The following is a 22,351-nucleotide window of genomic DNA, read 5'->3' on the forward strand; positions in this document are numbered from 1 at the left end:
GCCGACGGCGCGGGCGCGACGGCCGCCGCCGTGGATTCGCCGGCCAACTGCAGGCGCGCGACGCCGAGCGGAAGTTTCTCCTCGGCTGCGGCGGGCGCGGCGGGGCGCGCGACCCACCAGGCGGCGACGCCGATGTTGAGCGCGATCAGCAGAACGATGAGGGCACGGACGAGCATGCGCGGATTCTATCGCCTGGGTTCAGCGGGATGTTTCGATGCCGGCCCAGATCGCGAGTCCTTGCAGGACCAGAGTCGGGGCCAGGGTCGGCGACGGCAGCGCGGCGGCCAGCGCATCGGCGCCGCCGCCATGCAGCAACAACCGCGGCCGCTGGCCGAGCGCGGCCGTCGCCGAGGCCAGGCTGCGTTCGATCAGGGCCAGGGCGGCGCCGTCGCAGCCGGAGGCCAGCGCGTCTTCGGTGTCGGCGGCGAAGTCCAGGGTCGCGCCGCCGTGCTCGGGCAATTGCGGCGCGCGCGCATGCAGGGCTTCGCGCATCAGCGTCGGCGACGGCGCGATCAGGCCGCCGCGATGCAGGCCGCCGGCGTCGAGCAGATCGATGGTCAGCGCGGTGCCGATCCCGCAGATCAGGGCCGCGCCCTCGCCTTGCGCATGCGCGCCGAGCAGGGCTAGGAAACGGTCGGCGCCGAGCTTGCGCGGTTCGGCGTAGGCGATGCGCACGCGATCGGACGCGGCCGTGGCGAAGCCCTGCGGCGAACGGAAGCTCGCCTGGGTGCGCGCGATCGAGATCCGCCGGCAACGCGCGGCCAGGGCATCGAGCACGGCCAGGCGCAGGGCCGGATGCGCCACGCTGGCCAGGTAGGCCACCTCGATCCGCTCGGCCGGCAAGGCCTCGGCGAGTGCGGCGGCCACGTCTTCCTCGCGATGCGGCAAGGCCACGGCGGCACCGGGACGGCCGTCGGCGCCGAGCGGCGCGCACTTGAGCCGGGTGTTGCCGAGGTCGAACAGCCAGGCGCTCAACGCGAAGCTCCCTGCACGCGCCGCACGCTGACTTCGCCGGCGTGGAAACGACGCTCCTCGCCGTCGTCCAGGCGCACCCGCAGGGCGCCGTCGTCGGCCAGGCCGAGGGCGATGCCCTGGTGGGTCGCGTCGGCGCCGTGCACGCTGATCGCCTGCCCGGCCAAGGCGTCGAATGCGGCGTAACGGTCGAGGAACGGCGCCAGCCCGGCGAGGTCGAATTCGTCCAGCGCCGGCAGCAGCCGTTCCAGCAGGGCCGCGGCGACGCCGTCCCGGGCCACGCTGTGCGTGCCGTGCTTGCCGGACAGCCCGGACAGGTCGATCCAGGGCTGGTCGATCGACGCCGCGGCCGAGGCCGGCATGCGCACGTTGAGCCCGAGCCCGATCACCGCGCGTGCCGGCCCGGCGTATTCGCCGCCGCCTTCGATCAGCAGGCCGCCGAGTTTGCGCAGGCCGTCGCCGTCCGGCACGACCAGATCGTTCGGCCATTTCAGCCGCACCGCGGTGTAACCGAGGCCTTGCAGGGCCTCGGCCGCGGCGATGCCGGCGACCAGGCTGAGCCCGCCGAGACGGGCGAGCCCGCCGCCGAACGAGCGCGACAGCGAGAGGTACAGATGCGCCGCCAGCGGCGAGGCCCAGACCCGGCCGCGGCGCCCGCGTCCGCCGGTCTGGCGTTCGGCCAGCAGCGCCGCGACGCCTTGCGCCGGGGTCGGCCGGCGCAGCAGCTCGCTGTTGGTCGAGTCGATGCTCCAGGCCACCTCGAGCGTGGCCAAGCGCGCACGGGTCGGCGCCGACAGCGCGGCGGCGATCGCTTCGGCATCGAGCAGGTCGAGCGGTTGCGAAAGTGCGTATCCGCGCCCGGGCTTGGCTTCGATCGCTACGCCAGCTTCGCGCAAGGCCTCGATGCGCTTCCACACCGCCGCGCGGGTCTGCCCGGCGGCGCCGGCGAGCGCATCGCCGGTAGCGGGGCCTGCGATCAGATGCTGCAACAGCGCGCGGTCGTCCATCAGCTCCGGCGCCAACGGTGCAGCAGACGCGCGCCGGCGAAGCGCGATTCGGTGCCGGCGCGCAGGCGCGCCAGATTGCCGCGATGGGTGAACACGATCAACGCCGCGGCGGCGATCGCGAAGCATTGCCGCGGCAGCCCGGCGTCGCCGAGCCAGGCGAGCACCGGCAGGCACAGCGCCGCGATCACCGTGGCCAGGCCGACATAGCCGCTGAGGATGAGCACCGCGGCCCAGGCCAGCAACAGCACCGGCAGCGCGAACGGCCACAGCACCGCCACGCCGCCGACCAGCGTGGCCGCGCCCTTGCCGCCGCGGAAGCCGTGCCAGATCGGCCAGACATGGCCGAGCACCGCAGCGAACGCGGCGAGGTAACCGTGCGCGGTGACCGGCAAGTCGTCGCCGACCGGGGCATAGCGCAGCGCGAGCCAAGTCGCGAGCGCGCCCTTGCCGATGTCGAACACGACCACCGCGAGCGCGAAGCGCAGGCCCTGGGTGCGGAAGGCATTGGTGCCGCCGGCGTTGCCGCTGCCCTGCTCGCGGATGTCGACACCGCGCAGGCGTCCCAGCAACAGGCTGCCCGACAGCGAACCGATCGCGTACGCCCCCAGCAGTAGCGCCACCGACAGCGGCGCCACCGCGATGGCGGCGGACGAGGGCGGCATGAGGGCGGCGAACGGCATGGGCGAATTATGCGCGAGCCGGTACGCGGGCCGATACGGAGCGAACGCAGACGTCCCGCGATTCCGCCGGCCTCAAAGGCTGGGAGCGGCGCATGCCGCGACCGCTATCGTCCCTCCCTCGTCCCCTCGCCACGTCCCCCTAGCCACGCCCCCTCAGCCGGGCCTCCGCCCCCTGCCCGCTTCACGGCGCAGGCTGCACCGACACCAACAGCGCCCCACGCCCGGCATGCGCGCCCAGTGCCGGCCCGGTCTCCACCAGCCAGGCTTGCTCCAGGTCGAGCCGGCGGCGCAGCGCCTCGAGCAAGCGCTCGCCGTCGCCGAGCGCGTCGCAATGGCCGACGATCGCGCGCCAGCGCTGCCTTTTCGGCAACCGGCGCGCCAGATGGCGGGCAAAGGCTTCGGGCGCATGTTTCCTGGCGAACAGCCCCCCGCTGACGCCGAGCCGCCCCTCGGGCTGTATCCTGGCGACCGGCGTCAGGCCGGTGTATCGCACCAATGGCTCGGCCCAGGGCGGAATCCGGCCGCCGCGCACCGCGTGCGAGATATCCCGCGCCATCGCCCAGGTCCGGGTCAGCGGGCGCAGCCGTTCCAGCTCGGCCACGATCGCCGCCAGCTCGGCTCCGTCGCCGGCCAGTTCGGCCGCGCGCCAGGCCAGCAGGGCCTGGCCGCCGGCGGCATTGAAACTGTCGAACACCTGCACCCGGCGCGGGTCGGCGCGCGCCGCGGCCTGCTCGCCCGACTGCAAGGTGCCGGAGACCGCGCGCGACAAGCCCACGTACAAGACTTCGGCGCGATGCCCCAGCAGGAATTCGAAGGCGCGGCGGAAATCGCCCGGCGGCGGTTGGCTGGTGCGCGGCAGCCCGGCGCTGCCCGCCATGCGCCGGTAGAACTCGTCCGTGGCCAGGCCGATCTTGTCGAGGTAGTCGCGTCCGTCGATCGACACCCGCACCGGCACCACCTGCAGGCCGTAACGTTCGGCCAGGAACTCGGGCAGATCGGCGGCGCTGTCGGTCACCACCGCCACTCGCTGCACCCGTTCGACGCTGCGCTGCTGTTGCAGCATGTCGTCGGCCTTCATCGCCTCGACCGCGCCGAACGCCGCGCAGGTATCGAACAATCGTTGCGGCGCGTCGACGTGCGCGTGCACGCGCATGCGCGCTTCGCCGCCGGCCAGGACCACCGAATCGGCGCCGATCGCTTCGAGCGCGGCGAGCAGCCGGGCGCGTTCGATGCCGCCGCCGATCACCAGGCATTCGCTGCACCAGCGCCGCTGCGGATCGACCGCGTCGTGCGCCGGCGCCTGCTCGTGGCCGGCGCAGGCTTCGTTGGCGGCGCTCACGCCCGCATGCACGCGCAAGGCGCGCGGGCCGCCGTCGACGAATTCAGCGATGCCTTCGAGCAGGTCGACGAAACCCTTGGCGCCGGCGTCGACCACCCCGGCCTTGTGCAGCAGCGCCATCTGCTGCGGCGTGCGCGCCAGGGCGCTGCGAGCCCGGACCAGCGCGGCGGCGAAGCCCGGGCGCGGGTCGCCGTCGCGGCTGGCCAGGGCGGCCTCGTCGAGAGCGTCGGCGAAGGCGTTGATGACGCTGAGGATGGTGCCTTCGACCGGATGCGCGAGCGCCGCCCGGGCGTGGACCGCGCCGTGGCGGACCGCGGCGGCCAGGGTCGCGGCGTCGAGTTCGGGCCGGCTGCGCGCGTACTCGGCCAGCCCGTACAGGAACTGGGCCAGGATCGCCCCGGAATTGCCGCGCGCGCCGTCGATGGCGTCGTCGCCGATCTGCAGCAGCAGCTCGCCGATGTGGCGGCTGCGTCGGCTCAGCGCCCCGTTCAGCAGGCTGCCGAGGGTGTGGGCGAGGTTATTGCCGGTGTCGCCGTCGGCGACCGGGAACACGTTGATCCGGTTGAGCAGATCGCGCCCGGCGATGACCCGGCGCGCGCCCGCGATCAAGGCCCGGCGCAGGGCCGGCGCAGTCAGCGGAGGACGGGCGGTCGCCATGGCGGCAGTCTGGGGCAAACCGGCCCGGCCACCTGCTGCGGCGCAGCATCGATCTTGCGCGGCCGGAGCCGGCTCCGGGTCTCGGTTTCGCGCTATAGTCGGGAAATCGCTCGACGCCGGATTCCGGCCGGGCCGATCAAGGATTCCGCCATGCTACGGATCTGTCTGTGCCTGCTGTTCGCCCTCGCCAGTGCGACCTTGGCCGTCGCGGACGTCGGTGCGCGCGAGGTCAACAAGCTCAGCCCGAACGACGCCTGCCCCGAAAGCGGCGCCTCGCGCAAGGAAACGGCGGCCCGCCCGAGCGGCCGCGGCGCCGCGCCGGCGACCGCGCGCGACACCAAGGCCAAGCCGAGCGTGCACAGCGACGCCGAAGCCAACAACCGCCTGCAGTCGCCGCGCTGGCACAACTTCCTGCCGGGCATGTTCCGCTGATCCGCTGACGACACCGCCTTTGTTCGACCTGTTGCGCCGCCTGCGGCGCCCGCCCCCGATCGATGACGCCTTGTGGCGCGACGCCGTCGCCGCCTTGCCGTGGGCGCGCGCGCTCGATCCGCAACGGCAGCAGCGCCTGCGCGAGCTGGCCGCGCGCTTCCTGCACGAAAAAACCATCAGCCCGATCGGCGAGCTCGAACTCGACCCGCACCAGCGCTGCTTGCTCGCCGCCCTGTGCTGCCTGCCGCTGCTCGAGTTCGGCCAGGAAGGCCTGCGCGGCTGGTCGCAGTTGATCGTCTATCCCGATGCGTTCCGGGTGAATCGCAGCCACACCGATGCGGCCGGCGTGCTGCACGAGTGGCAGGACGAACTGATCGGCGAGTCCTGGGAAGCCGGCCCCCTGATCCTGTCCTGGGCCGACGTGCTGGCCGACTGCGAAGCGCCGCGCGCCGGCTTCTGCGTGGCCGCGCACGAGATGGCGCACAAGCTCGACGTGCTCGACGACCTGCTCGACGGCACCCCGCCCTTGCCGCGCCCGTGGCAGCGCGAATGGGCGCGCGATTTCCAGCAGGCCTACGACGCCTTCGTCGCCGAAGTCGACGCCGGCCGCGACACCGCGATCGACCCCTACGCCGCCGAAGCCCCCGAAGAGTTCTTCGCGGTCGTCACCGAATACCACTTCAGCGACCCCGCCCTGCTGCGCCAGCAGATGCCCGCGGTGGCGGCGCATTTGCAGCGGTTCTACGGCGTGTCGCCGTTCGCTTGAGTAGCGCGGCGCGCGCGGTCGCGGCCGCGGGTATCAGCGGCCGATGCGGCGCGCGCTCCCTGTAGGAGCGACGTGAGTCGCGACCGCGGGACGCGCCGACACCTCAATGCCTGTGCCATCCATCGAGGCCGCGTGCTTTCGCCAGGGGTAGGAGCGGCGCAAGCCGCGACCGTCATGTTTTCACCTCGCCTCGCCTGGGTATCTCTCCCTGTAGGAGCGACGTAAGTCGCGACCAAGGGACGCGCCGTGATAACAAGGCCATCGCCATTCGTCGAAGCGACGTGCTCTCGCCAGGGTAGGAGCGGCGCAAGCCGCGACATCGCTGTGGCGGACTTGCGGCGCATGATTCAAGAAAGATTCCGGATGTGATCTGGATCAGATCAAGATCAAGATCAACCAAAGCTTCCGCCACTACGCGGCGGGTTACTTTCTTTTGTCTAAAGCAACAAAAGAAAAGTAACCAAAGAAAAGTGCTTTTCCTCGGATCAAAGGCCAGCACGATCGCTGCCGACGCAGGGATGCTCCAGACAGGCCATCCATGGCCTGCTTGCGCACGGCCCGCATCCATGCGGGCCGCCCTCCGGGTCTGCTTTGACCGGAAAAGCGGAAGAGCGGAAGAGCCAGGCAGACAATCAACGTCGCGAGACCCGCCGCAGCTATGTCGCGGCTTGCGCCGCTCCTACCCTGGCGACAACTCGCCGCTTCGACGAATGGCGACGGCCTTGTTTTCTCTGCGCGTCCCTTGGTCGCGACTTACGTCGCTGCTACAGGGAAGGTGCCCAGGCGAAGCGAGATCAAGGCATGGCGATCGCGGCTTGCGCCACCCCTACCTTTGAGCCCCTGCAACCACCCGTTGCCGTTGCCGTTGCCCCGAATATTTTGCTGCTGCCGTGCGCCGACTCGCACTCGCGAAGGCAACAGAAGACCCGGAGGGCGGCCCGCACGGATGCGGGCCGTTTTTCATCGGGACAGGGATGTCCCGTATGTAGATCCCTGCGGATGCATCGCTCGCGCGGGCCCTTGATTCAAAGAAAAGCATTTTTCTTTGGTTACCTTTCTTTTGTTGCTTATGACAAAAGAAAGTAACCCGCCGCTTTAGCGGCGGAAGCTTTGGGTTTGATCTTGATCTCATTCGATGAGCGATACGCCGCAAGACCGCCACAGCGATGTCGCGGCTTGCGCCGCTCCTACCCTGGCGAGACTCGCCGCTTCGACGAATGGCCACGGCCTTTTTATCTCGGCGCGTCCCTTGGTCGCGACTCACGTCGCTCCTACAAGGACACCCCAAAGACGACGCGAGATTGCTGCATGGCGATCGCGGCCTGCGCCGCTCCTACCCTGGCGAAAGCACGCCGCTTCGCTCCATGACATCAGCCTTGCGGATGCTGCACGTCCAGCGGTCGCGACTTACGTTACTCCTACAGAGAGACCATTCAAGAAGACGCGGGACGCGGAACGGAGGACGCGCTCGCGAGCGCAAGTGCAGCCGCGCCCGGAACCATCGCTACTACCTCACAACCCCGGCGGCAACTTCACCTCGAACCGCGTCCCGCCGAGCTCCTCGGACGGAATCACGTCGAGCGTGCCGCGATAACCGCGCACCAGGTCCTGCACGATCGCCAGGCCGATGCCGTGGCCGTGCACGCGTTCGTCGCCGCGCACGCCGCGCTGCAGGATCGAGGCGATCTTCTCCGGGGGAATGCCGGGGCCGTCGTCGTCCACCGCCAACAGCAAGCCAGGGCGGCGGTTGCCCGCGGTCTCGCCCGACTGCACGGTCAGCAGCACGCGCGAGTTCGCCCACTTGAAGGCGTTCTCGAGCAGGTTGCCGAGCAGTTCCTGCAGGTCGCCCGGCTCGCCGTGGAATTGCGCGCCCTCGGCCACGTCGAACTCGCACAGGATGCCCTTGGACGAGTACACCTTCTCCAGGCCGCGCACGATTTCTTCGGCATGCGGCTCGATCGCGATCGGCGCGGCGAACAGTGCATGGCCGCCGGATGCGGCGCGCGACAGCTGGTAGGACACCAGGTCGTTCATGCGCCGCAGTTGCACGTCGACATCCTCGCGCAGGCCGGCGTCGATCGGCGCGCCGCCGTTCTGGTTGTCGTCCAGGCGCGCGCGCAGCACCGCGAGCGGCGTCTTCAGGCTGTGCGCCAGGTCGGCCAGGGTGTTGCGCTGGCGGTCGAGGTTTTCGCGTTCGCTCTCGATGAAGGCGTTGATGCTTTCGGTCAGCGGTTCCAGCTCGCGCGGGTGCCGCTCGCTCATGCGCGAGGCAAGGCCGCGCTGCACCCGCTTGAGTTCCTCGATCACCCGCTTCAGCGGGCGCAGGCTCCATTGCATGATCAGCGCCTGCAACAGCAGCAGGATCACGCCGGCACCGCCGAGGTTGCGCCACAGCGACAACCGGAACACCGCGACCTGCTGGCGCAGCGCGCTGGTGTCTTCGAGGATGTAGATCGTGTACTGGAACTCGGACTTGGAGTCGCCGTCGACGCTCCAGATCAGGCCGCGCCCATAGCGATAGGCCTCGCCGGCCCGGCCGTTGATCTCGGTGATCGGCAACGGGCCTTCGAAGGTTTCCTCGGCGGGCTTGAGCATGCCGCCGTCGGGCAGCACCGGCCCCTGCGCCGACATCGAGTCCCAGTGCCCGTTGGGCAGGATCACTTCCGCGTACAGGCCGCTGCCGGGCCGGTCGAAGCGCGGGTCCGGCGGGTCGTAGGGCGGGATGATTTCGCCGCCGCGGCCGAAATCGGTGTCGGCGGCGTAGGCCAGCGCGTAGCTGGTCAGGCGCTGGCGCATGTTGCTTTCGGCGGTTTCAAGGAACGCACGGTCGAGCGCGTAACCGGCCAGGGCCAGGAAGGCCAGCAGGCCGAGGCTCGCGGCCAGCAACTGGCGCGCGCGCAGCGAGCGGGGCTGACCCCAGCTCATGGCGTCGGACGGGCCGGACGGCCCGCATCAGGAGGAGACGCGGGCCGCATAGGGGTCCGGAAAGGCTCCTGGGTCAGTCGCCGCTGCGCGGAATGGCGAACCGGTAGCCACGACCGCGCACGGTCTCGATCGGCTTCAGTGCACCGTCCGGATCGAGCTTCTTGCGCAGGCGGCCGATGAAGACCTCCAGCACGTTCGAGTCGCGGTCGAAATCCTGCTGATAGATGTGCTCGGTCAGGTCGGCCTTCGAGACCAGCTCGCCGGCATGCATCATCAGGTATTCCAGAACCTTGTACTCGTAGCTCGTCAGGTCGACGTTGCCGCCGTTGACGCTGACCGTCTGCGCGGCCAGATCGAGCATGACCGGCCCACATTCCAGAGTCGGCTTGCTCCAGCCCGCGGCTCGGCGCACCAGCGCGTTGAGACGCGCCAGCAGCTCCTCGACGTGGAACGGCTTGACCAGGTAGTCGTCGGCGCCCTGCTTCAGGCCCTCGACCTTGTCCTGCCAGCTCGACCGCGCGGTCAGGATCAGCACCGGGAACTTCTTGCCTTCGTCGCGCAGGGCCTTGATCAGCTCCATGCCCGACATCTTCGGCAGGCCCAGGTCGATGATGCCCAGGTCGAACGGCACCTCGCGGCCCATGTACAGGCCTTCCTCGCCGTCTTGCGCGGCATCGACCGCGAAGCCCTCGCGCTTGAGGCGCGCAGCCAGGGTCTCGCGCAGCGGCGCTTCGTCTTCGACCAGCAGAATTCGCATGGGCACTCCCTTGTATAAATGTCGGCCCGCCAGGATCGCCCGGGCCGTCGAAGCGAAGGTTAGTCGTTGTTATTGTCGTCGCGGCGTGTAGGGCGGTCGTCGTCGCGGCGGCCCCTCTGCTGCGGGTCGTCCATGTATATCCGGACTCGGCCGCTGGAATCGACGACCTTGACCCGGTTTACGTCACGGCCGTCGAAAGGGATGCGTTCGGCGCTCAGGACCTGGCCGCCGCCGCTCTCCCGCTCGACCCGGCGGATGGCGTCCGACAGGGAGCGATGGTCGTCGCGGCGGTCGTGCCCGCGGCCGCCGCGGCCGTCGTCGTGCTGCGCCAGGGCGTTGCCGGCCACGGCGCACGAGGCGACGAGCAGCAGCAACGACAGGACGCGGGTGGACCGGATGCTCATGACGATCTTAGGATGCCCCAGCGGAACAATGAATGTGCGAACTTGCGACGTGGGGGCATTTTCGGAACGGGGCAGTGAATCCGATCTGAACTTTTCCATTACATCCGGGCTGCCATTCAGGCCGGTCGGACCGCCATCACACGTGGGACGGGCAAACCGACACCGCGCAGCTGAGAGTCGTTCCTAATAAATCTCGCCGACGCAGCAGCGCAGCGAGCCGCCCCCGGCCTCGATCGCGTCCAGTTCGACCGTCGCCAGCGCGAAGCCCGCCGCGGCCAGGCCGGCCCGGGTGGGTTCGGCCAGGGCCCGTCCGGCGGCGGCGCTCATCCAGACCCGCTCGGCCGACAGTGCGATCGAATTGGCCACGAAGGCAGCGTGTTCGGCCGCGGACAGAATCAGCCCGTGCGGGGCATAGAAACCGGCAATGGCCGCCGCCAGCGCCGGCTGGGCGAAACCGGCCGGGCTGACCAGCGCGGCGCGGCCGGCCAGGACCGCCAGCACGACATTGGTGTGGTACTCGCCCGGGGCCAGGTCGAACAGCAGGGTCGCGCGCAGCCCCAGCGCCTCGTGCATGAGCCGTGCGCCGGCCTCGTCGCAGCGCTCGGACAGGCCGGCATAACCCAGGCCCCGGGCGCGATCGATCACCAGCGCCCCGGTAAGCTCGCAGGGATGCCCCTGCAGCGACAGATCGACCGCCTCGTAGCCCAGCACCTGGCCGAAGAAGGCGCGGATGTCGCCGCGGCCGGCCTCGCGCTGGCGCACCGGGTGGCGCATGCGCCCGACCAGATAGCGCGGCGCCCCACCCGGCGCCCGCGCCGCATCCGGGCGGCCGGTCGCGAACACGTTGTTCGGGAACAGCGCGTCCGGGGTGTCCGGATCGCCGGCGAAGCAGACCGTCGGCAGCACCGCCGACAAGACCCGGTGCAGCTCGCGATGCTGGGCGCTGGCCCGACCGGGGTCGAAATCGCCGGCCTGCGCCATGTAGCGGTTGTCCCCGGCCGATTGCTCGGCGCGGGCGAACCCGTCCGGCGCGACCAGGAAGGCGGCACGGGCGGTGGCCGGGCCGAAATCCGGCGCCAGCGCGCGGGCCTGGGCGAAAAAGGCGTCGGGATCGCGGGTGATCATGCGGGCTCGCAGGCAGGCGGCGGTGATTTGGAAGGGCAGAACCTGAAAACCGGAGCTCAGGCGGCGTCGCGGGCGGCGAAGGATTCGGTCACCGCGAGGGCCTGCTCGATCAGCGACCAGTCGGCGCCGGGCTTATGCGCGCCCTCGCTGAGCACCTGGCGGAACGCGCGGCCGCCGCGCTCGCCATGGAACAGGCCGAGCATGTGCCGGGTGATGTGCTTGAGGAACACACCGCGTTCGAGCTCGGCCTCGACATACGGCCGCAGCGAACGCAGCAACTCGGCGCGGCTGCGCAGCTCGCCGCCGAACCAGGCGGTGTCGATCCGATGCAGCACGTAAGGCTCGTGATAAGCCGCGCGGCCGAGCATCGAGCCGTCGGCGTGCTCGAGGTGCGAGGTCGCCTCCTCGGCCGTGGCGATGCCGCCGTTGACGACGACCTTGAGCTGCGGCCGCTCGCGCTTGAGCCGGTAGGCCCAGTCGTAGCGCAGCGGCGGCACCTCGCGGTTCTCCTTCGGCGACAGGCCCTTGAGCCAGGCGTTGCGCGCGTGCACGACGAACATCGTGCAACCAGCCGCGGCGACCTCGTCGATGAAAGCCAGGAACACTTCGAAACGATGATCGTCGTCGACCCCGAGCCGGCACTTCACCGTCACCGGCACGTCGCAGGCCTCGATCATCGCCGCCACCGACGCGGCGACCAGGGTCGGCTCGCGCATCAGGCAAGCACCGAACCGCCCGGCCTGCACCCGGTCGGAGGGGCAACCGCAATTGAGATTGATCTCGTCGAACCCGCGCTCGGCGCCGATCCGCGCCGCCTGCGCCAACAATGCCGGCTCGCTGCCACCGAGCTGCAAGGCCACCGGATGCTCGACCGGGTCCATCGCCAACAGCCGCGCGCGGTCGCCGTGGATGACCGCATTCGCATGCACCATCTCGGTATACAACCGCGCATGCGGCGCCAGGGTGCGGTGAAACACCCGGCAATGGGAATCGGTCCAGTCCATCATGGGGGCGACGGACAGACGGATGGCCTGCGATTCCAAGATTTTTCCGCTTGCTTCGGTCACTGATGAAACCCGCCTTGCCCTGTTGAGTCCCCGGATACCTGCCGAACTCAGGCCGAGATAAGGCGTAAGTGTAGCAATGGCGGGGGTTGAGCACCTGAAAGCGATACTCGGGGTTGCGTTAATTTGTTTCTGGCGGCAGCTGGCCCGTCGCGCGCCCTGCAGGAATATCGAAACGCCGGGTAATTACCCGAGGCCGGTGTAGGAAAAGTCTGATGCCAACGCGGCACGTCCTGAGCGATACTCCATGCGGTATTGCATCGTGGACATGCTGTCATGGCTGAACTCTCGCCACCGCCCGTTCCTAAGAAGCTGCGCGAGATGCTCAAGGATTACCCGGGGCATATCGAACGACTTCAGGAGCAACTGAATCGAGTAGCCGAAGAATCTAAATCGGTCAGCCCGAAATTCGAAATTGCGATTTGGATGCTGGAAGGGCAACTCGAAGAGTTCATCCACGAGGCACAGGCCGAGCTTAGCGCCGCACGCGAAGGCGAGAATGACAGCATGATCGCCATGGCGAAGGAGCAGGAGACCCTGATGTTCAGGGCCAGATCGAGCAATGGCGGCATGAAGGGCCTGCAGGATCTATGGGACTACTTCAAACAGAACGAAGACGCGGTCTAGTTAGGGACGATTAGCTTGCTACTTGAAGAAGGCTGCGCCCTACTGATTTAGCTGACTTGCTGCACAAGGAACACAGTGCCATGACGGACAACAGCACTTCTGCACCGAATAGCCGTAGCCTCCCACCGCCTCGGTGCCACAACGACTGCGGGAAATGCTCAAGGACTATCCAGGGCATATCGACCGATTGCAGGAGGTTCTCAATACCGTCATTAACGATCCGTCGCCGCTGACACCGGAATTCGAAGTTGCCGTGTGGGTACTGGAAAGTCGACTGGAGGCCTTCTATCGCGAAGCCGAGACGGAGTTCGAAGCCGCGCAGGCCAATGGAAATCCCGAATCGATTGCACAAGCGAATGAGAAGCAACGCTTGATGTCGAAGGTGTCCTGGAGGCATGTCTGGTTCACTGACGAAGCGCTCTGGGATTATTTTCAAAGGCGCCAGGAAAGCATTCTTCGGCGAAGATAATCGCAATCCGGCCAATCACCATAAGCCTGCAGACATGAGATACGCTAATTCGCAGCTCAGATAAGGGACACCTAATGACCGACTTACCACTCCCTCCCGTGCCAAAGAAATTACAGGATTTGCTTCGTGACTATCCTGACCACATCAATCGCTTACAAAAACAACTCAATCTCGTGGCAGCGGAAAACAGACCTGCGAGCTCGAAGTTTGAGGTCGCAACCTGGATGCTGGAAGGGCAACTCGAGGAATTTATCCGCGAAGCCCAGAAAGAACTAGAGGCAATTCAAGTCAACGGGGACGCCGAAGCGATTACGCAAGCTAACCAAAAGAAACGATTGATGTCACAGGCAAGCTGGAAGCATGTCTGGCTCACCGACGAAGCGCTTTGGAACTATTTCCAGCAGAATTAAGGATACATTCTGATGAGCGACAACCCAGACAAGCTGGATAAAGATACCCACAAGCGCATCTTTCTGGAGGAAATCATCCCGGAGAGCAACCTCAACTCAACGACTGCACAAGAAAGACCTAAAGCGATCATCTTGGCGGGACAGCCAGGTGCCGGCAAAGGCGGCTTGGGTCGAGCCGCAGCATTTGAGTTTAAAGGCGACGTCGTCCAAGTTGACCCGGATGAACTTCGCAAGTTCCATCTGAAAGCCGAGGAATGGCAAAAATCCTCCCCCTATGGATGGTCGCAGCAGACCAATGCTGACGCAGGTCAGTGGGCGCGAGAACTGCGTGAGGCGGCAATCGAGGGCCGTAAGAACCTCATCGTCGATACCACGCTTGGAAATGCGAAGCCCGCGACCCAGATGATCCGCGAGCTGCAGGCCGCCGGTTACGAAGTTGAAGTTCGTGCAATGGCTTCACACCGGCTCGAAAGCGAGCATGGCGTCGACGAACGGTTCACAAAGAACCTCGATCAGTTCGGTTTTGGTCGTGACGTCCCCCTGTCTTTCCACGATGACGTGTATCGCGACCTGCCGGACAATCTCGACAAAGTCCGTGGCGCGACGAACGTGCCAGTACGCATCTTCGACCGCAGCGGCACCGAACTTTATGACAGCCGCCGGGATTCGACGCTGCCTAGCGCCGCATTGCGCGAAGCGCGTGAGGCGCGCCTGCAAGATCCAGAAGTGACACAGCAATTGCGTGAGCGCTGGCAGAAACAAGCCGAATGGCATCGCGACCTGCCGAACACCATCGCTCAGAACGACAAGGTTCCCGCCTCGACCGCCGAAGCGCTGCTGCGCGAACAGGCGGATCGCGGCAAGGTGGCCCACAGTGCGCAACGCGCCGAGGCCGCCGCCACCATCGACGAACTGGTCCGTCCCGGCGCGCCGTTGGCGCAAGCGCCGACGCCCGATGCGACCGGGCCCAATCTGCGCAAGGTGGCCACGCTCGCCGGCGTTTCGGCGTTGGGCATGGCCGCCAGCGCCTACGACGCCAAACAAACCGGGGACCGCGTCGGCACCCTGCTCGAGCAGGACAATCCGCTCGCGGCGCAGTCGCAGTTCGCTCATTACGCGGCGCGCGGCACCGGCGGTTGGCTCGGCGGCGCGGCGGCCGGTCTTGCGGTGGGTTGGGAAACCGGACCGGGTGCGATCGCGTTCGTGGCGGTCGGCGCGCTCGCCGGCAGCCAGCTCGGCGAGAAGGCCGCCCAGTTGTGGGACGAGCACCAGATCTACAACCAGACTGACCGCGACGGTGTGGACTGGAAGTACAACGGCCGGCAATGGCTGAGGCAGGAACCCGGCGATCTGCGCGACGACGGCGTCACCACGCCGGTGAAGCAATCCTTCGCCGCCCTGCCGGACAAGGCGCGGGAGCTGACCTACCTGGCCAGCAATGCGTCCAGCGCGCTGGCGATGGGCAAGCTGGAGCCGCCGCGCGACCCTTACGTGCAGCCTGCCAACGAGCACGACAAGCACAGCCTCGCCCAGACCGACTGGAAGCGCAACGAAGACAGCGGCGATTGGTACCGCCAGGTCGTGATCGCCCGCACCGACCGCGGCCAGCCGCTGAGCGTGCCGGATAAAGCGCTGCCCGAACGCGCCGCGGAGCTGGACCGGATGGCCGAGCAGGTCGTGCGCGCCAACATCGCCAACGGGCCCGCGCCGATCGCCGCGCGCTACGAGCAGGCCTACCGGCGCAACGGTTGGGACGAGTTCGGGCCGATGCCATCGGCGGTGCTCGCCGCTCTCGCCGAACCCAATAGCCTGCAGGCCTCGAACGGCGATCAGTACCGACGCAACGCGCAAGGCGAATGGCAGCGCGACGGCAGCCCGGCGCCGGCCAACCTGCAGCGCGAGTTGGAGGCCACGCGCGCCGAGTTGCAAACCCAACTCGTGCAGCACGACCGTCATCTGGCGACGATCCCGCGGTGGCAGCCGCCGACACCCGACGAACAGGACCGCGCCAACGTGCTGTCGACCTATGCCGCGCTCGGCATCCAGCCGAATCCGGAACGGCTGGACGCGGTGATGGACGCCTTGCAGCGCACGCGGGAGGCGCACGGCATCGACCCGCATGCCAGTTCCCTGCACGTGGAACGCAGCCCGAACGGCGGCTACGACATCGACAGCCCGCTCGCGCACCTGCGTCGCGACGGCGGCGTGGTGCAGATCGTCGCGGTCACCAGCACCGAGGACATCCAGCAGGCCGTAGCGGCGCGACGCGAACGCGCCGCCCCCATTCCCGACACCCCGGAGCTGCGGGTCGCCACCCTGTCGCCGCAGCAACGCGAGGCGCACCAGCAGGCCGAGCGCGAAGCCAACCGCCAAGGCCTGTCGCGCGACGAGGTGCAGCAGGCGGCGCAGCAGGCCGCGGTGGCGACCGCTTCGCCCGAGCTCGCGCCGTCGGTTCCGGCGCTCGATGAGGCGCAACCCGTGCGCACGACCGGCGCGCCGGTTCCGCCGTCGGACCTGCGCCGAGAGGGCGAGCCAGCGGCGGCGCCGTCGCCCGCACCTGCGGCCGCAGCGCCGGAACCGATCGCCGAAGCCGAGCCCGAGCGTCCCCAAGCGGAAGCCGCAGCCCAAGTTAGGGCGGTTGCAGCCGAGTCGCCCGGACCTGGATCGCACCAGCTCGGATCGCCCCAATCCGGATCGTCTCAAGCCGAAGTCCCGCCGCGCGCACCCGAGCCGGCGGTAGCGCCGACCGCTTTCGTGCCGGCCGCTCCGATCGAAGCCCCTCGCATCGAAGCCGCTCCTGTCGAAGCCGCTCCTGTCGAAGCCGTTCCCGCCCAGCCCGCTGCCATTCAGCCCGCTCCTGCCCAGCCTGCAGTCGTCCAGACCGATTCCGCGCAGCCGGCCGCCCCCGCTCCCTCCGACGCGGTCAGCGCCGCTGCTGACACGCAGGACGACACGCTGCGCCCCGGCGACCGCGGGCAAGAAGTGGAACTGTTGCAGTACCGCTTGGACCGCGTCGGTTACCGCGGGCCGGACGGCGAGCCTCTGGTTCGAAACGGCGAATACGATGCGGCGACCGAACAGACCGTCCGCCAGTTCCAGCGCGACCAGGGCCTCGCCGACACCGGCATGGCCGACCCGGCCACGCAACAGGCGATGTCGGCGGCGCAGCACGCTCGGATCGAATCGAGCAGGGCGACCTCGCAGGAGCCAGCACGCGCGTCCCCGTCGCAGCCGGACATCGCGCCGGAACGCCCGGCCGTGGCCCGCCAGGACGACGAAGCGCCCTCGCGGACTGCGCGCGAGTTCGAGCCCCGCACGCCGTCGAACGAGGAAGCCGTCCGAACCGCACAACCTGCCGAGGCCACTCGGCCGACCGCATTCACCGAGCAAGACGCACCGGCTGCGCCGCGCTCCAGAAGCGACGAGGCGCCGCAGCCCCCGGCGCGCGAGGCCGCCGCTCGGACTGTCGAGCCAGCCTCGCAAGCACCGGCCCGGCCGTACGAGCCGGCGCAGTACGGCGATGCGCCGGCTTCGTATTCGCAACGGACCCTATCGCCTCGCTCGGACGCCCCCCTGGCCGTCGAACCGGCACGGCAGTCCGCACGGGACGTCATGTCGACAGGCTCGCCCGCCAGTCCCGAGCCGCTCTTCAGCCTGTCGCGGCTGTCGCCGAGCGACCAGGCGATGTTCGCCATGATCCGCGGCGGCGTGCCGGCGGACGTGACCGACGAGACCGTGGCCAGGGCGATGCTGGAAGCCAAGCTTGCCGGCATCCCGGACGCGGAACGCATCGACAAGGTCGCCGTGGTCGACGGCAAGCTGTGGGTCGCGGGCACCACGCCCGGATTCCACGCCGGCGTGTCGGCGACCGAACCGGCGCCGGCGATGCAGGACACCCTGCGCGAGACGCAGGCCTACAACCAACAGCGGGACGAGCGCTTGGCGCAGGAATCGAACCAGAAAGCCCAGGACGAACCCGGGCGGGCCGCGCGTATGCCGTAATGACGCGTAACGGGTAGCCGCCGCGGCCGCGATCAGCGCAGCCGCCCTACTCCACTGCGCACACCGCACACCGTACGAACGAGTTTCGGACACGGCCGACCCAGCCGCTTCGCACTGGGTTGGCGCCGCCGGATAGTGCAAGCTATCGGCAGGAGTAATCGGCAGGAGCCGCACGTGGGTCATTGGTTCGTCTCGCTGAGCGCCATCGAAGTGATGGTCGTGGGCGTGTTGTATTTCGCCGCGCTCTATCTGCTGAGCGGCGGCCTGACCTGGTGGCTCACCCGCACCGTGCTGCCGGCGCTCGGCTACGGCCGCCGCCTGGACACCCGTCCCTTGCCGCCCGGCCAGCTGCGGAGGGAGTTCGGCGCCTCGACGGTCTCGATCCTGATCTTCGGCCTCGGCCTGGTCGTGCCCTGGGGCATGCTGCGGCTGGGCTGGGCGCGGTTCGCGGTCGACCCGCCGGTGTGGCGGGTGGCGCTCGAAATCGCCGTGCTGTTCCTGTGGAACGAGCTGCACTTCTACCTCAACCATCGCGCCCTGCACACGAGCTGGCTGCGCCGCTTCCACGGCATGCACCACCGTTCGCACGTCGCCACACCGTTCTCGACCTACGCCTTCCACCCGGTCGAGGCGGTGATGCTCGGCAGCGTGCCGCTGATCCCGATGCTGCTGCACGACTTCAGCTTCGTCGCCGTGGCCAGCCTGCCGGTGCTCAGCATCGCCCTGAACAACCTCGGCCACAGCAATTACGAGGCCAGCCGACAAGCGCCGGCGCGCGGCTGGCGTGGCGCCAGCCGCCGCCATCACTTGCATCACGCGCGCTACAACGGCAACTACGGCTTCCTGCTGGAGGTGTTCGACCGTTGGGCCGGCACCGCGATCGACCCTGCCGAAGACGCCCGCGCGGCGTCGAGCACGCGCACGGACCGCGCCGCATGAACGACGACCCCGCCCCCGGCGCGGCAGGCTCCGGTAAAACAGGCGCTGCCGCAGCCCGCGGGATCGGCGCGCTGCGGCACCGCCGCGACCTGCAAAGCCTGCTCTATCTGCTGGCGCAACCGCTGTTGGCGCTGTGGCAGTGGCGGCACGGCTTCAGTCTGCCCCTGTACGGCCTGATGCTGTACCTGGCGATCGCGGTCAGCGTGATCCACCACAACCATGCGCACCTGCCGATGTGGCGCGGCCGCTGGCGCAACCGCGCCACCGACTTGCTGATCACGGTGCTGCAGGGGCACCCGACCTTCGTCTTCCATCCGGCGCATAACCGCAACCACCATCGCCATCGCCACGGCCCCGGCGATGTCGCCCGCACCTGGCGCTTCGGCGACCACAATCACGCGCTCGGCTGGCTGCTGCATCCGCTGCAGGCGATCGCGGTGATCTATCCCTTCCTGTTCGCCTGGCTGCGCGGCGTGCGCCGGCGCGCACCGGGCGCGTATCGCTGGTATCTGCTGCAGTACGCCGCCTGGCTGGGTTCATGGGCGGTGCTGCTGGCAATCCACCCCGGAAAGGCGCTGGCGCTGGTGATCGGGCCGCAGTTGCTGGGTCTGCATTGGCTGCTCTCGGCCAACTACCTGCAGCACGCCCATGCCGACGATGCGGCGCGCTTCGGCTATGCGCGCAATTTCGAAGGCTGGCTCAACCCGCTGCTGTTCAACATCGGCCTGCACACCGCCCACCACGAACACGGCCGCGCGCACTGGTCCGAACTGCCGCGCCTCCACCACCGCTATCGCCCTCTGATCGATCCCCGCCTGCTCGAAGCCAGCTTCATCGGCTACGCCTGGCGCGTATTCGTCCTGGGCCCGTTCCTGCCGCAGTATCGCTCGCGCTCCCTGCGCCCGGCCGATACTCGCGCGGCCATGGACCGGCCCGCCACCACTTCCAAGGATTGTTGATGCCGACCCGTTTCGAACGCACTTTCATCGAGGGCAGCGGCCGCTTCCTGCCCGGCGCGCCCGTCGACAACGCCGCGATGGACGCCTACATCGCGCCGCTGACCAAGTTGTCGGACCGCATCAAGCGCCGGATCCTGGCCGAGAACGGCATCCTGACCCGGCATTACGCGGTCGATGCCGAAGGCCGCACCGTGCACTCCTGCGCCGACATGGCGGCCTCGGCGATCCGCCAGTGCCTGGCCAGCACCGAGACCGCGCTCGACGGCATCGGCCTGCTCGCCTGCGGCACCTCCGGCGGCGATGCGCTGATGCCGGGCTTCGCCTGCATGGTGCAGGGCGAACTGGCGGCGCCGCCGATGCAGACCCTGTCCGCGCACGGCATCTGCGCCTCCGGCGTCGGCGCCTGGGAAAGCGCCGCGTCCGCGGTCGAACTGGGTTCGCACCAGCGCGCCCTGGTCGCGGCGGCGGAAATGCCGTCGCGCCTGTTCAAGCGCTCGCGCTATGCGGCGCGCGACTACAACGCCGATTTCGATGCGCATTTCCTGCGCTGGATGCTGTCCGACGGCGCCGGCGCCTTGCAGCTGAGCTCGGCGCCGAAACCGCGCGACGGCCTGCGCCTGCGTCTGCGCTTCATCCACCAGCGTTCGTTCTCCGGCGACTACCCGGTGTGCATGCAGTTGGGGCTGACTCCGGACCGCACCCGCAGCCATCTGGACTACGAGTCCTGGCAGGCCGCCGAAGCCGACGGCGCGCTGTTCCTGCGCCAGGACATCCGCCTGTTGCCGCATCTGTTCGACGTCGGCGTGCACGAGTACGCCAAGCTCGCCCACGCCCGCTGGTTCGACCCGGCCAAGATCGATCACTTCCTCTGCCACTACTCGTCCGAACGGTTCGCCCCGGTGGTCGACGAGCTGATGCGCAAGGCCGGCCTGGAGATTCCGCGCGAGCGCTGGTACAGCAACCTGACCTCGCGCGGCAACACCGGCGCGGCGTCGATCTTCATCATGCTCGACGAGTTCCTGCGCACCCGCACCTTGCAGGCCGGCGAACGTATTCTCTGCTTCATCCCGGAGTCCGGCCGTTTCACCGTCGCCTTCGTATTGATCGAAGTCGAAGCCGCCGATGCGCCCTCGCTCGCAGGCCGCTCGGCGGCGGTCGCCGCGCCGGCCGTCGCGGCGACGCCCGATGCCGACCTGATCGCCCCGCCGCACGACCCGGCCGACGCGCCGGCAGCGCTGCGCCATCTGCTCGGCGAGCTGGCGACGATCTGGCACGACTACCGCTCGCGCGCCTGGCGCACGCCGGTGATCCGAAAGTTGCGCGAGCGCCGCTTCGCCACCGCCGATTACGTGCAGTGGATGCAGCACTGGATCCCGCAGGTCCGCGAAGGCAGCAAGTGGATGCGCGAAGGCGCCGCCGCGGTGCAGGCGCCGTACACCGAGCTCAGCGCCCTGATCGAGACCCATGCCGGCGACGAGCAGGACGACTACATGATCCTGTACGAGGACTACCGCAAGGCCGGAGGCGCCGTCGCCGACATCGACGCGCTGCGCCGCAACCCGGGTGGCGAAGCGCTCAACAGCTACCTGCACGCCCTGGCGGCCACGCCGAACCCGCTGGGCCTGCTCGGCGCGATCTACATCATCGAAGGCACGGGCCAGCGCATCATCCCCGCCCTGCTGCCGTTGATGAAGGCCAGTCTGTCGCTGCCGGCCGACGCCTTCCGCTTTCTCGAATACCATGGCAGCAACGACGAGCACCATCTGGCGCGCTGGCTGCGGGCGATCGAGATCGTGCTCGAACACGACGCCGACGGCGAAGGCGCGCGCGCCATCGTCGCCACGGCCCGACGCACCGCGGAGCTCTATCTCATGCAGTTCGATCACGTGATGCCGGCATGAAATACCAACCCGAGTTCCTCGAGCAGGCCTACGACCCGCGCGACCCCAGTCCGTGGCTGGCCCTGTACCTGGACCGCAGCACCCCGCTCGACGACGAGGTCAAGCGCGCCTGGCTGGCCGATTCCAGTTCGCGCTCGCGCCAGTTCGTGTTGCCGTTCATGCGGCCGCTGGCGCGCACCCTGATCGTGCTGATCCAGGTGGCCAAGGTGTTCGCGCCGCGCCGGCTGGCGTTCTCGCGTACCCTGCACCGCCTGCTGGCCTGGGGCATGGAGAACTTCCTGAGCCCGGAGGCCAACTGGCTGATCCTGCGCCACTTCCATCTCGGCTCGCAGGTGCTGGAGTTCATCGGCAAGAACTCCGGGGTCGAGGTGCAGGGCAACCCGCTGCGTCCGGCCGCGGTGGCCGACGTGCGCGAGGACATGTTCCTGGTGCACGACCTCAACCTGTTCAATTTCGTCATCCGCCTCAACCAGAACCTGCAGGCGGCGGGACGGCAGCTGCAGTTCGTCGCCGACCCCGACCTGTCGATGGTCAAGCAACCCGAGCTGCGGCTGGAGGACATGCCGCGGCGTCGGCGCAATTTCCTCGACCTGCAAAGTTCGATCGAACTGTTCACGCCGATCTATCAGTTGCTGCTCACCGACAGCGATTTCTGGCGCGCGACCAATTCGCTGCAGCTCGACGAGACCATCGGCTTGTACGTGGCGACCATCCTCGATGCGCGCTCGCACCTGGTCCTGCTCAACAACCGCCATCCGCTGGTGCCCTTGTCGACCCTGCGCGCCGGCTTCCGCCTGACCCTGCATGGCCTGTCGACCGAGATGCTGCACGCCTTCCTGATGAGCAAGCGCGAGCAGCAGCAGGCGGCCGCGACCACGGCCACGACCGCCGCCTGAGCCGGCGTCCCGGACTGCGC

At 68.6% G+C, this 22,351-nt stretch carries 19 protein-coding genes; 10 read left to right on the plus strand and 9 right to left on the minus strand.

Features of this window, described 5'->3' with window-relative positions:
• Positions 1–198: 198 nt before the first annotated feature.
• The 4 genes from ACSAMQ_RS04375 to ACSAMQ_RS04390 form a co-directional block, all read right to left on the minus strand.
• The gene (locus ACSAMQ_RS04375; RefSeq protein ID WP_435394471.1) at positions 199–975 is read right to left on the minus strand and encodes a type III pantothenate kinase; all 777 of its coding nucleotides are present in this window, start codon (positions 973–975) and stop codon (positions 199–201) included.
• Positions 972–1,979, minus strand: coding sequence for a bifunctional biotin--[acetyl-CoA-carboxylase] ligase/biotin operon repressor BirA (gene birA, locus ACSAMQ_RS04380; RefSeq protein ID WP_435394472.1), 1,008 nt, complete (start codon positions 1,977–1,979; stop codon positions 972–974). The genes ACSAMQ_RS04375 and birA overlap by 4 nt, the downstream gene beginning before the upstream one ends.
• A complete protein-coding gene (gene plsY / locus ACSAMQ_RS04385; protein WP_435394473.1) occupies positions 1,979–2,659 on the minus strand; it encodes a glycerol-3-phosphate 1-O-acyltransferase PlsY in 681 nt (226 codons plus the stop codon). The genes birA and plsY overlap by 1 nt, the downstream gene beginning before the upstream one ends.
• A gap of 181 nt (positions 2,660–2,840) precedes the next feature.
• On the minus strand, positions 2,841–4,655 hold the full coding sequence (locus ACSAMQ_RS04390) for a DegV family protein (RefSeq protein WP_435394474.1): 1,815 nt from the start codon (positions 4,653–4,655) through the stop codon (positions 2,841–2,843).
• A 150-nt stretch (positions 4,656–4,805) separates the two neighbouring features.
• Here ACSAMQ_RS04390 and ACSAMQ_RS04395 point away from each other — a divergent pair, with 150 nt between their 5' ends.
• Together ACSAMQ_RS04395 and ACSAMQ_RS04400 are read left to right on the plus strand one after the other, a co-directional pair.
• A complete protein-coding gene (locus tag ACSAMQ_RS04395; protein WP_435394475.1) occupies positions 4,806–5,087 on the plus strand; it encodes a hypothetical protein in 282 nt (93 codons plus the stop codon).
• Positions 5,088–5,157: 70 nt separating this feature from the next.
• Complete coding sequence (locus tag ACSAMQ_RS04400) at positions 5,158–5,853, plus strand: zinc-dependent peptidase (protein WP_435394476.1); 696 nt, start codon at positions 5,158–5,160, stop codon at positions 5,851–5,853.
• A gap of 1,512 nt (positions 5,854–7,365) precedes the next feature.
• Here ACSAMQ_RS04400 and ACSAMQ_RS04405 read toward each other — a convergent pair.
• The 5 genes from ACSAMQ_RS04405 to dusA all read right to left on the minus strand — a co-directional run bounded on the left by ACSAMQ_RS04405 (position 7,366) and on the right by dusA (position 12,107).
• Entirely contained in the window at positions 7,366–8,778 is a 1,413-nt protein-coding gene (locus ACSAMQ_RS04405) for an ATP-binding protein (RefSeq protein WP_435394477.1), read from the minus strand.
• A 73-nt stretch (positions 8,779–8,851) separates the two neighbouring features.
• The gene (locus tag ACSAMQ_RS04410; RefSeq protein WP_031372686.1) at positions 8,852–9,535 is read right to left on the minus strand and encodes a response regulator transcription factor; all 684 of its coding nucleotides are present in this window, start codon (positions 9,533–9,535) and stop codon (positions 8,852–8,854) included.
• A 59-nt stretch (positions 9,536–9,594) separates the two neighbouring features.
• On the minus strand, positions 9,595–9,939 hold the full coding sequence (locus ACSAMQ_RS04415; RefSeq protein ID WP_435394536.1) for a hypothetical protein: 345 nt from the start codon (positions 9,937–9,939) through the stop codon (positions 9,595–9,597).
• A gap of 183 nt (positions 9,940–10,122) precedes the next feature.
• Entirely contained in the window at positions 10,123–11,064 is a 942-nt protein-coding gene (locus ACSAMQ_RS04420) for an arginine deiminase-related protein (RefSeq protein ID WP_435394478.1), read from the minus strand.
• 56 nt (positions 11,065–11,120) lie between these two features.
• Positions 11,121–12,107: a tRNA dihydrouridine(20/20a) synthase DusA gene (gene dusA, locus ACSAMQ_RS04425; RefSeq protein ID WP_435394479.1), complete on the minus strand. Its 987-nt coding sequence runs from the start codon at positions 12,105–12,107 to the stop codon at positions 11,121–11,123.
• Positions 12,108–12,404: 297 nt separating this feature from the next.
• Between dusA and ACSAMQ_RS04430 the strand changes: the two genes are divergently transcribed.
• The 8 genes from ACSAMQ_RS04430 to ACSAMQ_RS04465 all read left to right on the plus strand — a co-directional run bounded on the left by ACSAMQ_RS04430 (position 12,405) and on the right by ACSAMQ_RS04465 (position 22,331).
• Positions 12,405–12,755 carry a hypothetical protein gene (locus ACSAMQ_RS04430; protein WP_435394480.1) on the plus strand — a complete coding sequence of 117 codons (351 nt, stop codon included), beginning with the start codon at positions 12,405–12,407 and terminating at the stop codon, positions 12,753–12,755.
• A 154-nt stretch (positions 12,756–12,909) separates the two neighbouring features.
• Positions 12,910–13,224, plus strand: coding sequence for a hypothetical protein (locus ACSAMQ_RS04435; protein ID WP_435394481.1), 315 nt, complete (start codon positions 12,910–12,912; stop codon positions 13,222–13,224).
• Positions 13,225–13,298: 74 nt separating this feature from the next.
• The gene (locus ACSAMQ_RS04440; protein WP_435394482.1) at positions 13,299–13,634 is read left to right on the plus strand and encodes a hypothetical protein; all 336 of its coding nucleotides are present in this window, start codon (positions 13,299–13,301) and stop codon (positions 13,632–13,634) included.
• 12 nt (positions 13,635–13,646) lie between these two features.
• Positions 13,647–17,636, plus strand: a complete 3,990-nt coding sequence (locus ACSAMQ_RS04445; RefSeq protein ID WP_435394483.1) for a zeta toxin family protein — start codon at positions 13,647–13,649, stop codon at positions 17,634–17,636.
• 174 nt (positions 17,637–17,810) lie between these two features.
• Positions 17,811–18,575 carry a sterol desaturase family protein gene (locus tag ACSAMQ_RS04450; RefSeq protein WP_435394484.1) on the plus strand — a complete coding sequence of 255 codons (765 nt, stop codon included), beginning with the start codon at positions 17,811–17,813 and terminating at the stop codon, positions 18,573–18,575.
• Complete coding sequence (locus ACSAMQ_RS04455; protein ID WP_435394485.1) at positions 18,572–19,534, plus strand: fatty acid desaturase; 963 nt, start codon at positions 18,572–18,574, stop codon at positions 19,532–19,534. Before ACSAMQ_RS04450 ends, ACSAMQ_RS04455 begins: the two co-directional genes overlap by 4 nt.
• Positions 19,534–21,435 carry an iron-containing redox enzyme family protein gene (locus ACSAMQ_RS04460; protein WP_435394486.1) on the plus strand — a complete coding sequence of 634 codons (1,902 nt, stop codon included), beginning with the start codon at positions 19,534–19,536 and terminating at the stop codon, positions 21,433–21,435. Before ACSAMQ_RS04455 ends, ACSAMQ_RS04460 begins: the two co-directional genes overlap by 1 nt.
• A complete protein-coding gene (locus ACSAMQ_RS04465) occupies positions 21,432–22,331 on the plus strand; it encodes a DUF6999 family protein (RefSeq protein WP_435394487.1) in 900 nt (299 codons plus the stop codon). The genes ACSAMQ_RS04460 and ACSAMQ_RS04465 overlap by 4 nt, the downstream gene beginning before the upstream one ends.
• Positions 22,332–22,351 lie beyond the last annotated feature (20 nt).

Origin of the sequence: Lysobacter sp. 1R34A (assembly GCF_051217035.1) — a bacterium.
Taxonomy (GTDB): domain Bacteria; phylum Pseudomonadota; class Gammaproteobacteria; order Xanthomonadales; family Xanthomonadaceae; genus Lysobacter.

Coding starts and splice junctions, on each gene's coding strand:
- ACSAMQ_RS04455 (WP_435394485.1), top strand. CDS start 18,572: ATGAACGACGACCCCGCCCCCGGCGCGGCAGGCTCCGGTAAAACAGGC.
- birA (WP_435394472.1), bottom strand. CDS start 1,979: ATGGACGACCGCGCGCTGTTGCAGCATCTGATCGCAGGCCCCGCTACC.
- ACSAMQ_RS04390 (WP_435394474.1), bottom strand. CDS start 4,655: ATGGCGACCGCCCGTCCTCCGCTGACTGCGCCGGCCCTGCGCCGGGCC.
- ACSAMQ_RS04445 (WP_435394483.1), top strand. CDS start 13,647: ATGAGCGACAACCCAGACAAGCTGGATAAAGATACCCACAAGCGCATC.
- ACSAMQ_RS04420 (WP_435394478.1), bottom strand. CDS start 11,064: ATGATCACCCGCGATCCCGACGCCTTTTTCGCCCAGGCCCGCGCGCTG.
- ACSAMQ_RS04415 (WP_435394536.1), bottom strand. CDS start 9,939: ATGAGCATCCGGTCCACCCGCGTCCTGTCGTTGCTGCTGCTCGTCGCC.
- plsY (WP_435394473.1), bottom strand. CDS start 2,659: ATGCCGTTCGCCGCCCTCATGCCGCCCTCGTCCGCCGCCATCGCGGTG.
- ACSAMQ_RS04435 (WP_435394481.1), top strand. CDS start 12,910: ATGCTCAAGGACTATCCAGGGCATATCGACCGATTGCAGGAGGTTCTC.
- ACSAMQ_RS04460 (WP_435394486.1), top strand. CDS start 19,534: ATGCCGACCCGTTTCGAACGCACTTTCATCGAGGGCAGCGGCCGCTTC.
- ACSAMQ_RS04395 (WP_435394475.1), top strand. CDS start 4,806: ATGCTACGGATCTGTCTGTGCCTGCTGTTCGCCCTCGCCAGTGCGACC.
- ACSAMQ_RS04440 (WP_435394482.1), top strand. CDS start 13,299: ATGACCGACTTACCACTCCCTCCCGTGCCAAAGAAATTACAGGATTTG.
- ACSAMQ_RS04465 (WP_435394487.1), top strand. CDS start 21,432: ATGAAATACCAACCCGAGTTCCTCGAGCAGGCCTACGACCCGCGCGAC.
- ACSAMQ_RS04430 (WP_435394480.1), top strand. CDS start 12,405: ATGGCTGAACTCTCGCCACCGCCCGTTCCTAAGAAGCTGCGCGAGATG.
- ACSAMQ_RS04405 (WP_435394477.1), bottom strand. CDS start 8,778: ATGAGCTGGGGTCAGCCCCGCTCGCTGCGCGCGCGCCAGTTGCTGGCC.
- ACSAMQ_RS04410 (WP_031372686.1), bottom strand. CDS start 9,535: ATGCGAATTCTGCTGGTCGAAGACGAAGCGCCGCTGCGCGAGACCCTG.